This is a genomic window from Portibacter marinus (assembly GCF_021533195.1).
Lineage (GTDB): Bacteria > Bacteroidota > Bacteroidia > Chitinophagales > Saprospiraceae > Portibacter > Portibacter marinus.
Map to the genome: position 1 here is coordinate 215,690 of NZ_JAJNKB010000008.1, position 12,009 is coordinate 227,698.

Here is a 12,009-nt window from a genome sequence, read left to right on the forward strand (position 1 = left end):
ATATTATGGACGAAATGAGACACATTACCGGATTATATTTAGCTTATACCGACAAAGGCCGCTCTATGTTCACTGCTGAAAAGGTCAGCAAAGGTGATATTATTGAAGCGTGTCCAGTGATATTGATACCTGAAGATCAAAAGAGCAACATACACCATACAGTATTACATGATTATTATTTCATCTGGCCAGAAGGAGGTATCGCTATCGCATTGGGTTACGGTTCGATTTATAATCACTCTCCCACTCCCAATGCAAAAGTTGTATTTGACATTGAGCAGAGTGAGATCATATTGGTCGCCGCGCAAGATATAGAGCCTACACACGAGATTTTAATTGACTATACAGATGGTCAAAAGAATCACCCCTTATGGTTTGACCCAAAATAAAAAAATGCGACCCCGAATCAACAGGATCGCATGATAAGTTTTTCTCTTTAGTGAGGCTTAACTTAAATCAAGAACGCAGTTTTGTGCATCAGCATATTCAGAAGCAACATAAGCATCAGCTTTCTCATCATTTAACCAAACATTCTCGTTGGTCAAATACCTGTACTCATATTTTTTACCTTCTTTAAGCTCTTGTCTTGACTTAAGAATTCCTTTGTTATTTTTTAAAACTGGAGCCTTTTCCCAGTCCCAATTATTAAAGTCACCTAAGACTCTTACTTCTTTAGCGCCATTGACCCATTCCTTAGGAATTTCGAATGTTACCTTGTAAGATTTCTTTGACTTTACATAAGATTTTGTTAAAGACATAATTGTGATTTTTTAAATTTAGTGCAAAGTTATACAATCAATGCGACTAAACGATGTTTTAAATTTAATTATTGTAGTGCCTAAGAATCAGAAGTTTAGAGCCGAATAAAACAAAATGAAAGCTTTTTATATTTTAAGCCTAATTTGATATGGTTATTTGTTTACAGCTCCCTATTTTATATCAAAAATTAACTTCCGGACTGTAAACTAAATGTTAAGTCTAAATTAAATATTTAATAGAAACTTAATATTTAATGTTTTGGCAACTACTTTAATAACTCAATTCTTAGTGGAAATGTTCGAAATTTGCCCCTAAATCATCAAGGTGACAACATCAAAAATTCAAAATACACTTATTCATCGATAAATTCTTCCTTTTCGTCGTAAATGGATGCCAATAGTGCAACCGTAAGCGCTCCTTATCGTCTCTGAATTACAACGCTAATCATAATAATTCAAATTAGAAAGATGAAAAATCAACTTTTACTACTTTTTGCATTGATAAGCTTTTTTACCAATGCTCAGAATGGCACCATTCAGGGACTAGTCATTAATTCAGAAGGTGAGCCTATGGAATTTTCCAATGTCTTACTGCTCAATGCAGCAGACTCTTCACTTATTCGGGGTGCGGTAACCGGAAATGACGGCACCTATCAATTCGAAAAATTAAAAACGGGAGTTTATATGATATCGACATCCATGGTTGGATATAACGATATTTATTCTTCCCCATTAACCATTGATAATAATGTTATTACTGTTCCAGACCTTACACTTACAGAGGGTGTGGAATTAAATGAAGTAATGGTCACAGCTAAGAAGCCGTTCATCGAAATGAAAGCTGACCGGATTGTTGTCAACGTTGAAAACAGTGCTGTAAATGCAGGAAATTCAGCACTTGAAGTGCTACAGAAGTCTCCCGGTGTTACAGTAGACAAAGACAATAATATAAGCTTACGAGGTAAGCAAGGTGTATTGGTCATGATCAATGGAAAAAATCAGTACATGTCAGGACAGGAATTATCCAGACTTTTGGAGTCCACACCTGCGGATAATATTAAGAATATTGAGATTATCACCAATCCATCAGCCAAGTATGATGCCGAAGGAAATTCAGGTATCATCAATATCGTGATGAGGAAGAATGAAAACTATGGTTATAATGGTTCCTTTAATGCAGGTGTAAGGCAAGGTAAGAGATTTACACATAATGCTGGGCTTAATTTAAATTATAGATCAGAGAAGATTAATGTGTATGGCTCCGGTTCTTATTATGACTGGCAGGGCTTGAATGATTTAGATCTTATGAGAGTCATTCCATTTGAAGGTGGTAGCACGACCTTTGATCAAGAGTCAGACATGAATTTCGATGGAATCAGCTACAACGGTAAACTGGGGCTAGATTACTATGTGACAGATAACACCACCATCGGATTATTATACAAGGGTAACTCAGGTGGTAATGTGTGGATGAATGAAAACATGACCATGATCAGTGGTTCCAATGCACCCAACTTTGACATTCTTTTCGTGGATGGTGATCAGGATACAGATTGGAGACAGAATTCCTACAATGTCAATGTTAGTCATAATTTTGACGACGAAGGTACTAACCTCACCTTTGATGCGGACTACTCCTTATATAGTAGTGGTTCTGATAATCTATATTCTAACAACTACTTGTTTGCGGATGGTTCTATGGCACTTGACCCTTTCAAATTGAGAAACGATCAGGCAACAGATATCTTCATATTTGCAACACAATTGGACTTTAGTAAAACTTTCACCACGGGTTACAGAATGGAACTGGGTACAAAAGTGAGTATGGTCAGTACAGACAATAACACCATTTTTACTGCGCTTGAAAACGGAGAGTGGGTCAATCAAACCAACAGAACAAATAATTTCATATACGACGAAAATGTTTTCGCAGCATATTCCAATGTATCTAAGGCCTTTGGAAAAGTGAATGTCCAGGCTGGATTAAGAATGGAACATACCCGCAGTGAAGGATTATCAGTCACCCTGGATCAGTCTGTGCCCTTACAATACACAAATCTTTTCCCGAGCCTGAGTCTTTCTCACAAAGTAGGTGACAAACATGAATTAAGCTACAGTTATTCCAAAAGGTTGAACAGACCGAATTATAAAGACTTGAATCCGTTTGTTGAATATCTGGACGATTATACATTTCAGAAGGGGAATCCTTTTCTAACACCGCAGTACTCTGATGCTTTTGGGATAAATTACGGATATGGTGGATTCTTATTTATATCGGGAAATTACAGCTTCACAAAAGATGCGATCACCGAAGTGATTCAACAAGAATCTGAAGTAAACCAAACATTTCAAACCAAAACCAATCTTGATAATTTTAATTCGGGAAGTCTTACGATCTCTTCCGGAATTCCATGGAAAGAATTTGGAATGTCAAGAATCAACATCACCGGATTTTACAATGATTTCAGATCCGTCATTCCATCAGGATTTTTAGATAATCAGAGTTTTGGATACAATGTTTATGTAGGAAATGAATTCAATTTGCCATATGATATTACCATGGAGTTGAATCAAAGTTACCGATCTGGTTTGACTTATGGCCTCTACGACATTAAACCCCAATACGGAACAGACATAGGATTTGCCAGGGACATTTTAAAAGGCAAAGGTAATATCAAGATCAGCGCAGAAGATATCTTTTTTACGAGAAGAAATATTATTCAGATCAGACAAGATGATATCAATCTGGACATCGACAGCAGGTATGACTCAAGACGCGTTAAGGTGAACTTCAGGTACAACTTTGGCAATAGTAAAGTAAAAAGAGAGCGAAGACGAACAACTGCAACTGATGATGAAACATCAAGAATAGGTAACAATAATTAGATTTTGAGCTTTAATGAAAAATGCCAGGTAGGAATAATACCTGGCGTTTTTTATTTTTAACGATGATTACTATACAGGACGCCCAAGAAGATGATTTACTGCAAATTTTAGATCTGCAATCTCGTAATCTAAAGATAAATCTTACCCCTGAAGAGGCTCAAAGTGAGGGCTTCGTCACACTGATTCACTCTCTTGAGTTACTTCAAAAAATGAATCACCCTTTCGCCCATACCATTGCAAAAGATGGAAATAAAGTCATAGGGTACGCGTTGACATTGTTATCAGACGTAAAATCTGATATTTCCGAATTAAATGCCTTATATGAAGCCATTTCCGATGTCGATAATTTTGTGGTCATGGGTCAGGTTTGTATAGAGAAGTCATATCGAGGCAGGGGTGTTTTCAGGTCAATGTATGAAAGAATGAATCAAAAGTTCACGGGCAGTTTTGATTATATCATTACTGAAGTTTCTGAGAGCAATAGGAGAAGTTTAGAGGCGCACTACGCCATTGGATTTTCAGACCTTAGAATTCGGCCAGGCTGGCGAATCATTTGGAAGGAAATAGATAAGTCGCAATAATACCCATTGACATAGAAATAACAAAAGAGGGAAATAATACGTCCATTTTCTCAAAGTAAATACCTATTTCATCCAGGTTTTGTATGACAAATTTGAATAAGGGAACACACGCGAAACCAGAAACCATCGAAACCATTGCTCCTATAGCATTGTATTTTTTCCAGAACAAAGATAAGATCATCATCGGACAAAAAGTTGCGGCAATCCCTGACCAACCAAAAATTGCAAACCAGAAAACAGTTCTGTCAGGAGTTACTATAGCAACCGTCAAAGCGATGCCAAGGGCAAGCAGGGACATAATGATTGTCACTATTCTACTAAAAAAGGTTAGGTTTTGATCTTCAATTTCCGGATGAAAGATCTTCTGGTAAAAATCCCGTGTGATTGCACTAGAAGCCACGATCAGTAACGAGTCAATGGTAGACATAATTGCAGAAAGTACGATAGCGGTATAAATACCAACGATCACCAGCGGAAATACGGTCTCAACCAAAACCACCAATACATTTTCGGCGGCAGTTCCAAGTATGGCCTCCGGATCCTGACCGGCTTCAGTAAATAAATAACGGCCGATCAGCCCAATGGTCACTGCCGCAGTATCTGTAATCAATGTAAATAAAACAGCAACCCATTTACCATGATCTATTTCTCTGACATCTTTGACGGCGATAAATCGGACGTAGATATGTGGTGCGCCCAAAAAACCAAGGCCTATCATTGCAAATCCAAAAATAGTAGCAGCATTCATCCAAGGATCCGAATCTCCACCCCAAATATCTAAAAGCGCGGGATCGATTGATCGGAGACCTTCCCACAGTTCAGCATCACCCAGATAAAAGTATCCTACTATAGGCAAGATGGTTAATCCCAAAAACATCATGATGCCTTGAAAAAAATCAGACCACACCACGGCAACAAAACCACCAAAAAAGATGTAAACCACCACTATGACAAAACCTATTATCGCGCCTGTAAAATAATTAAGCCCCAGTAATGCTTCAAATGCCTTTCCTGTGATGTCTATTTGAGAGCTAACGAAAATGATCACAAATACTGAAAGTGTGGTCGCGGCAATAACCCTTAAGGTATGTGTCTTGGTTTGAAAGTGACTTTCTAAATAGTCAGGGATTGTAATGGAATCGTATTCATCAGTCAGTTTTTTGAATGGTTTTGCCATGAAGAACCATGAAAGTCCCACCCCCAATATTTCACCCAGCACTACCCAATAGGCAGAAACTCCTGCCAATGCACCCATTCCGGTTAATCCCAGGATCAACCAACCAGATTCACCTGTCACTCTGGCAGAAAAAGCTACAAACCAATATCCAAGAGTTTTACCACCTACATAAAAGTCTTTTAAACCACTCACCTTTTTAGAGGCGGCAATACCTATAAAGAACAGGATAAAAAAGTAAATAATCAGTATGATGACCTTAGTGACCATAAGTAGCGATTAAGCTATGATTAATTTTGTCTGGATGGATCTTCAAGTCCAGCGATGGTTAAAAAATCCAATGCTGCAGCTTTTAGTTTATAAACAATATGATCAGTGGCCTCCAACTTTTGTACTGCACCTATAAAAGGTGTGATATCATCTAAATATAATAGAAGGTTGACCGTTTGTAAAGCAATATTCACATCAGTATGATGAATCATTTCATTTAAAATCATTTCCGCCTTTTCCGAATGGGTATCTCTGTACATGATAGCGCTGGAATAAGCTCTGGTTAAAGGATGTTCGCTGTCCATAGCTTTTTCAATGTCATTCAAATGAACTGTTAGTTGATCAGGGGGAGCAGAAAAGAGTCCGACTCCTGACCAATAGGAGATTGCCGGATTTTCATTGGTTAAATGAACAGCCAATTCTGCAATAGACTTCGTAGTATTGACGCCCACTAGCTTAGCGATTTCAAGAATCTTTTCAGGGTCAAAGTTCTCTTGCTTTAATCGCCATTCGTATGGTGGTTCATTTTGAGAAATTTCGGCTATCATGTATTCTGGAAGGAGATGTAAATCACGATATTCTATCATTGACTCATAGGTATTTTGTCGCAATACTTTTGCTTTATTTGTATCTATGTCTATCAGGTTTTTTGTCTCCCACAAATCTCCATGAATATCATATAGGATCTCATCAGGTCTCACTTTGAATAGTGTTTCCTGTAGCTCATTCATTTTCATCAACTTCAGGTCTTTTCTCATCTCCTGCGTAATGGGTCCAATATTGACATACCGTATATTTTTAACTTCTGGCATAAAGGGCATAAAGTTTTTCGAGTAGAGCATTTGACCATCTGTAGAAGTCCTAACCATATCAATCCCATTATCAGCCCTGTCTGAGGATAGAAAGAGCAATTTTCGTTCTTCTGAGCGATTTTGTCCCATCAGAATTCTTCCTTTAAGATATTCCGGTATTTTTATTCCTGCAATGGATAAAACTGTGGGCGCCAGATCTTCGAAACTGACGAGTTCTTCTTCTGTTTGTTCCAACCAAGGTGAGATATTCTGATATTTAGGTGGAATTTTTATAATAAATGGAACACGATATCCCAGATTGATGCCATTGGTCTTGCCTCTCGGAATCCCTTCACCATGATCAGCAAATATGAATATGATAGTATTCTCCATCAACCCATCTTCCTCCAAACGTTTTAGTAATTCACCAATTTTATGGTCGGTCAATTTTATTGCATTATACACTCTGGCAAACTCTCTTCTCATGGCAGGTGTATCTTTATAAAATGGCGGCATATCAAATGCATCATCGGAGATGATTTCATCCTTTTTCAAATGCTTTAACACATTATTTTCATACCACTCGAAAGGCATGGTCATTGTTCTGGATTGATGGGAGTCATTAAAATTGAATACACTAAAGAAAGGTTGATCGTCATCTCTGTTCCACCAACCTGCAGTTCTCGATGATTCATTCCAGGATGCTTCTATCATCTTATCTTGCTCTGCAACATTATAATCTGTTTTGAAATTATTAGAAGTATAATAACCGGCCTCTCTCAGATAGGTCGGAAATCCTTTTATATATTCTGGTATGCTGTAGGCGCTTCTATGATTACCAGTTCCAAGCTTGTAGGTGGGTACACCTGTGATAATAGTACTACGACTTGGTGAACACACTGTACCAGTTGAGAATGCATTGGTAAACATTACGCCTTCTTTCGCCAGTCGGTCAATAATTGGTGTACTGGCACTTTGATTTCCATAACAACCTATAAATTGCGGAGAGGTATCTTCAATCGTAATCCAAAGTATATTCGGTCTTTCCTGACCAAACAAGATTGCAAATGGAAGAAAAACTACGATTATTAAAGTGATGTATTGTTTCAAAATCGATTAATTTAGAAAATTGAGGAGTGTGTGTAAGTTATGAATTATACACATTTTAACGAATTATTTAATAAACAAAACTGATCGGTAATAATCAGAGATCTATATATTCATTAATTTTTTATATGTAAGAGACGTATGGTGTGATTTCAATAACTGTGATTATCTTAAATCGTGGCTCATTTAGTAGATTATATTAAAAGTTTAATTACTTTTGCGCTTTATTTCAAACAAGCAAATTAAATGGCTAGAAGAAAAACGAAAAAGGAGCAAGACGAAACCTTGGTTGACATTGTTGATGTTAGGGATCAGGCGGTCAATTTTTATGAGAGAAATCAGAATGCGATCATCGGAGCGGCTGTAGCTGTTTTGGTGCTTATTGGCGGGTATATTGCTTACCAGATGTTTTACAAGGCACCACGTCAAAAGGCTGCCCAGAATGCCATGTACATGGCAGAATACCAATTCGGCAGAGATTCTTTTGCCTTAGCATTGGAAAATCCAGGTCAGGGTAGTGAAGGTTTTCTAGACATTATGGAAAATTATAGTGGTACCACTCAAGCCAACACTGCAAAATATTACGCAGGTGTCAGCTATCTAAATTTAGGAAGGTATGAGGACGCGGTGGCGATGTTGAAGTCATTTAATGCCCCAACAGATCTTACGAAAGCGACAAAGTTTGGAGCCCTTGGAGATGCTTATTCTGAGTTGGGCAATATGAGTGAGGCTGAGTCCAATTACAAAAAAGCTGCAAATGCGAGTGATGTGGCTTCAGTTGCAGGTTATTACATGCAGAAATTAGCCATGTTTTACAAGTACCAGGGTAAAAATGCAGAAGCCCAGGAAATTTATAAGGAAATCACAGAAAAATATCCGGATTCTGAGTGGGGCATAGAGGCTCAGAAATTTGTTATGGATTAAAATACAAGCTTCCTAAAGTTTAAATAGAAAAGGTTTAGTTTTGTGCTAAACCTTTTTTTATGTCAAGTAAAGATAATAATCTATCAGCCAGTAAAGGCGATTTACCCTCAGGTGAAGGTCTTAAAATCGGTATTGTAGTATCGGACTGGAACGACAATATCACCCATTCAATGTTGGAGGCTTGTAAAAATACGCTCTTAGAAAATGGGGTGTCAGAAAGCGATATGTTGACCATTCATGTTCCGGGAACTTTTGAGTTGCCAGTAGGCGCCAAGTTGTTAATGGGAGAAGAAAATTTTAATGCAATTATTTGTATTGGTTGTGTAATAAAGGGAGAAACCAAGCATGACGAATACATTTCGAATGCAGTTGCCAACGGTCTGATCAACTTAGGAGTTTTGTCTGGTAAGCCTGTAATTTTTGGTGTATTGACGCCTAATAACATGGAGCAGGCTTTAGAAAGATCTGGCGGCAAGTACGGTAATAAAGGAGTTGAGGCAGCTATCTCCGCATTGAAGATGGCAGATATAAAGCGTAAGTTCAAAGGATTCAAGGTCAAAATCGGATTTTGATGAAAATTTCAATTGTCCATGCAGGACTTTTCAAGTTAGATGGCGGTGCTATGTTCGGAGTGGTCCCAAAGCAGTTGTGGAACAGATTAAATCCAGCTGACGAAAACAATATGTGTACCTGGGCCATGCGATGTTTACTTATAGAAACAGATGATCGCAAAATATTAGTCGATACAGGAATGGGTCATAAGCAGGATGAGAAATTCAAAAAACATTTTGAACCACATGGACCCTATGACTTAATCCAATCGCTTGCAGATCATGATCTGAAGCCGGGTGAAATTACAGATGTATTTCTTACACATTTCCACTTCGATCACGTGGGTGGTGCATTGGTAAAAGACGGGAATAACATAGTTCCTCAATTTCCAAATGCCACATATTGGTCGAATGAATTGCATTGGGAGTGGGCTTTGAATGCCAATGATCGCGAGGCAGCCTCTTTCTTAAAAGAGAACATTGTAGGATTAAAAGAACATGGTGTCATTGAATTTATAGATGTCGTGCAGGATATAACTTGGATAAAAAATATAGGTGTAAAGTTTTTTTATGGTCATACTGAGGCTATGATGACGCCCATCATAACCCTTAATAATGGTAAGCAATACGCTTACGCAGCAGACCTGATGCCATCTTCATATCATATAAGAATGCCATATGTAATGAGTTACGATATAAGGCCTTTAGATACATTAAATGAGAAAAAAGAATTTCTCGAGTTTGCCATGGAAAACGATATTTATATTATTTTTGAGCACGATCCAATATATGAGTGTGGAAAGGTCGCTAAAGATGATCAACAAAGATTTTACTTTAGTGAACTTAAAATGCTTTCAGAGACGTTATAGTAACGTACTTAACAAGGAAATCTCGGATAACGATCTTTTTGTTCTTTAGTAAGTTACATATGAAAGCCGAAAGGCATATTATTTTGAACCGAGATAATCATTTATTAGCTTCTCATCACTGTTTCGCTTTTTAATTTTTTTCTCAATTTTTTAATCTTTTTATTTTTTTATAATGAACATTTTTGTAGCAAAACTTTCTTACGACACTTCAGAAGCTACTCTTCAAGACACGTTTGAAAGATATGGTGAAGTCGAATCTGTTAAAATCATCATGGACAGAGAACAAGGCAGATCCAAAGGTTTTGGCTTTGTTGAAATGCCTAATGAGGACGAGGCATATGACGCAATCAATGCTTTAAACGATTCTACCCTAGATGGTAGAGAAATTGTAGTTAAGAAATCTAAGCCTAAAGACTCTGGATTCGGTGGAAACCGCAGAGGTGGTGGAGGTGGAGGATACAATCGCGGTGGCGGTGGTGGCTACAACAGAGGCGGAGGAAACAGATATTAATCTGTAGAAGATAAAATCTCAATAGCCGGGGCAAGTGCTTGCTTCGGCTTTTTTATTTTATCTTATTACACGAAACTTATATCTACTCCGTGACTCACATCTGCTTTCGGACTCGTAATGGCTTTTGTTACCTGCAATATCCATCAGTACTTCCAAATTCTATTGGAAACTCACTTTATCATCTTATCCAAAAAGTCCACAATCATCTCATCCAGTGTTCCACTCCCTTTTAAATCCCCAATCATCCCATACAATGCCGCTGACCTGTTGCTATTTGCATCACTTTTATCTACAGCTAATTTTTGAAGTTTTTTGAAGGTCTTTTTTGGTAAAACCTTTTTTAAACCCCTCGCAGCATTCACTTGCAATCGGTTTTTTAGTTTGACTACATTATTTCTCGTTGCTCTATTATAAGCTTGTTGAAAATCAGAATTAAATGCTTCAAACACCCTGGCATGAACAGGCGAAATAGATAGGTGTAAAGCTGGTGGATCTTGTTGACGGTCCATTTGCCAACCCAATTCATGCATTTCATCACCTAGTTCATAGATGTCGAATGAGTTAGACCCTATTGAAAATAGGCACATGTCTGGTTTACCTATAACTCTTATTCCTTCAAATGTCTCCAGAAAATTTTGAAACATTCTTGCAGTATCCATCATGATGCTTACATGCTTTTCATATCCGCTCCTACCGAATAATTGTAAAACAGTCCATGCTACTGCGATAGCACCGCCTGGTTTGGTTCCCAATATAGAGGGCGAAGCATAAATTCCTCCCGGCCATCCTGTGTAGACATAAAATTGTGATTTTCTCATCTCCCTATCTCTGTAAATCACCACTGAACTGCCTTTCGATGCAAATCCATACTTATGAATATCAGCACTTAAAGATGTTACTCCTTTGACCCTAAAATCAAATTTCGGAAAACTACTTTCCTTTATAAAGGGTAATACAAATCCACCTACACATGCATCTACGTGAAAAGGTACCTCTTTGTCTAAGGCAATCTCAGCAATCTCTGGTATTGGATCTACCACCCCTTGTGGATATGATGGGGCTGATGCGACTATCATTATCGTATTTTGATTGATTGCTTCTCTGTAGAGATCTGGTACTGCTTTGTAATTTTCATCGATAGGAAGAATAATCGTTTTAATTCCAAAATAATCGCACGCTTTATTGAATGCAGGATGCGCCGAAACAGACATAACCAATTCGGGATGAGCAATTCCTCTCTTCTTGACGGCCCATTCCTTAGCCGCTTTTACAGCCATAAGTATGGATTCAGTGCCACCACTGGTCATCAGACCTGAAGCTGAATCACCAGCGTGAAACAAATCCTTGCACATGGTAATGACCTCAGACTGCATTTGACTCAAACTTGGGAAAGCCGAAGGATTTAAGGCATTTTCAGAAAAGAAGGTCGAATAGGCTAATTGAAGAGCTTGACTTACCTGCTCCGAAACATGGTAAACATAGCTAAACGCCCTACCCTCCTTATAGTTAAGGTCATTGGCTTTCAGTTGCTCCAATTCGTTTACCAATTCCTCAATGCTTCGACCTTGCTCGGGAAACCCTTTCATA

Annotated in this window: 11 protein-coding genes; 7 read left to right on the forward strand and 4 right to left on the reverse strand. The window is 38.0% G+C overall.

What is annotated here, in order from left to right; all coding sequences use genetic code 11:
• Window positions 1-5 precede the first annotated feature (5 nt).
• Window positions 6-389 (forward strand): SET domain-containing protein-lysine N-methyltransferase, encoded by a 384-nt coding sequence (locus tag L2567_RS17065; protein WP_235299026.1) that lies wholly within the window; start codon window positions 6-8, stop codon window positions 387-389.
• Between the two features lie 57 nt (window positions 390-446).
• Here the strand turns inward: L2567_RS17065 and L2567_RS17070 are convergent, their stop codons facing one another.
• Complete coding sequence (locus tag L2567_RS17070) at window positions 447-758, reverse strand: isoamylase early set domain-containing protein (RefSeq protein WP_235299027.1); 312 nt, start codon at window positions 756-758, stop codon at window positions 447-449.
• A gap of 468 nt (window positions 759-1,226) precedes the next feature.
• On the opposite strand from L2567_RS17070, the gene L2567_RS17075 reads away from it, so the two are divergent.
• Both L2567_RS17075 and L2567_RS17080 read left to right on the forward strand, forming a co-directional pair.
• Window positions 1,227-3,644, forward strand: a complete 2,418-nt coding sequence (locus L2567_RS17075; RefSeq protein WP_235299028.1) for an outer membrane beta-barrel protein — start codon at window positions 1,227-1,229, stop codon at window positions 3,642-3,644.
• Window positions 3,645-3,706: 62 nt separating this feature from the next.
• Window positions 3,707-4,225 carry a GNAT family N-acetyltransferase gene (locus L2567_RS17080; RefSeq protein ID WP_235299029.1) on the forward strand — a complete coding sequence of 173 codons (519 nt, stop codon included), beginning with the start codon at window positions 3,707-3,709 and terminating at the stop codon, window positions 4,223-4,225.
• On the opposite strand, the gene L2567_RS17085 is transcribed toward L2567_RS17080, so the two are convergent.
• Together L2567_RS17085 and L2567_RS17090 are read right to left on the reverse strand one after the other, a co-directional pair.
• Complete coding sequence (locus L2567_RS17085; RefSeq protein WP_235299030.1) at window positions 4,194-5,669, reverse strand: sodium/proline symporter; 1,476 nt, start codon at window positions 5,667-5,669, stop codon at window positions 4,194-4,196. The two genes, L2567_RS17080 and L2567_RS17085, sit on opposite strands and share 32 nt — an antisense overlap.
• A 20-nt stretch (window positions 5,670-5,689) precedes the next feature.
• Complete coding sequence (locus tag L2567_RS17090) at window positions 5,690-7,570, reverse strand: sulfatase family protein (RefSeq protein ID WP_235299031.1); 1,881 nt, start codon at window positions 7,568-7,570, stop codon at window positions 5,690-5,692.
• A 243-nt stretch (window positions 7,571-7,813) separates the two neighbouring features.
• Here L2567_RS17090 and L2567_RS17095 point away from each other — a divergent pair, with 243 nt between their 5' ends.
• The 4 genes from L2567_RS17095 to L2567_RS17110 all read left to right on the forward strand — a co-directional run bounded on the left by L2567_RS17095 (window position 7,814) and on the right by L2567_RS17110 (window position 10,422).
• Window positions 7,814-8,491 carry a tetratricopeptide repeat protein gene (locus tag L2567_RS17095; protein WP_235299032.1) on the forward strand — a complete coding sequence of 226 codons (678 nt, stop codon included), beginning with the start codon at window positions 7,814-7,816 and terminating at the stop codon, window positions 8,489-8,491.
• A 59-nt stretch (window positions 8,492-8,550) separates the two neighbouring features.
• Window positions 8,551-9,063: a 6,7-dimethyl-8-ribityllumazine synthase gene (ribH, locus tag L2567_RS17100; RefSeq protein WP_235299033.1), complete on the forward strand. Its 513-nt coding sequence runs from the start codon at window positions 8,551-8,553 to the stop codon at window positions 9,061-9,063.
• Window positions 9,063-9,911, forward strand: coding sequence for an MBL fold metallo-hydrolase (locus tag L2567_RS17105; RefSeq protein ID WP_235299034.1), 849 nt, complete (start codon window positions 9,063-9,065; stop codon window positions 9,909-9,911). The genes ribH and L2567_RS17105 overlap by 1 nt, the downstream gene beginning before the upstream one ends.
• 172 nt (window positions 9,912-10,083) lie before the next feature.
• Window positions 10,084-10,422 carry an RNA recognition motif domain-containing protein gene (locus L2567_RS17110; RefSeq protein WP_235299035.1) on the forward strand — a complete coding sequence of 113 codons (339 nt, stop codon included), beginning with the start codon at window positions 10,084-10,086 and terminating at the stop codon, window positions 10,420-10,422.
• 170 nt (window positions 10,423-10,592) lie between these two features.
• Here the strand turns inward: L2567_RS17110 and L2567_RS17115 are convergent, their stop codons facing one another.
• Complete coding sequence (locus tag L2567_RS17115) at window positions 10,593-12,008, reverse strand: pyridoxal phosphate-dependent decarboxylase family protein (RefSeq protein WP_235299036.1); 1,416 nt, start codon at window positions 12,006-12,008, stop codon at window positions 10,593-10,595.
• Window position 12,009: the final 1 nt, after the last annotated feature.

What these genes read in the sequence shown, in the direction of transcription:
- L2567_RS17095 (WP_235299032.1), top strand. Translation starts at nt 7,814, where the DNA reads ATGGCTAGAAGAAAAACGAAAAAGGAGCAAGACGAAACCTTGGTTGAC.
- L2567_RS17075 (WP_235299028.1), top strand. Translation starts at nt 1,227, where the DNA reads ATGAAAAATCAACTTTTACTACTTTTTGCATTGATAAGCTTTTTTACC.
- L2567_RS17065 (WP_235299026.1), top strand. Translation starts at nt 6, where the DNA reads ATGGACGAAATGAGACACATTACCGGATTATATTTAGCTTATACCGAC.
- L2567_RS17085 (WP_235299030.1), bottom strand. Translation starts at nt 5,669, where the DNA reads ATGGTCACTAAGGTCATCATACTGATTATTTACTTTTTTATCCTGTTC.
- L2567_RS17115 (WP_235299036.1), bottom strand. Translation starts at nt 12,008, where the DNA reads ATGAAAGGGTTTCCCGAGCAAGGTCGAAGCATTGAGGAATTGGTAAAC.
- L2567_RS17105 (WP_235299034.1), top strand. Translation starts at nt 9,063, where the DNA reads ATGAAAATTTCAATTGTCCATGCAGGACTTTTCAAGTTAGATGGCGGT.
- L2567_RS17070 (WP_235299027.1), bottom strand. Translation starts at nt 758, where the DNA reads ATGTCTTTAACAAAATCTTATGTAAAGTCAAAGAAATCTTACAAGGTA.
- ribH (WP_235299033.1), top strand. Translation starts at nt 8,551, where the DNA reads ATGTCAAGTAAAGATAATAATCTATCAGCCAGTAAAGGCGATTTACCC.
- L2567_RS17110 (WP_235299035.1), top strand. Translation starts at nt 10,084, where the DNA reads ATGAACATTTTTGTAGCAAAACTTTCTTACGACACTTCAGAAGCTACT.
- L2567_RS17080 (WP_235299029.1), top strand. Translation starts at nt 3,707, where the DNA reads ATGATTACTATACAGGACGCCCAAGAAGATGATTTACTGCAAATTTTA.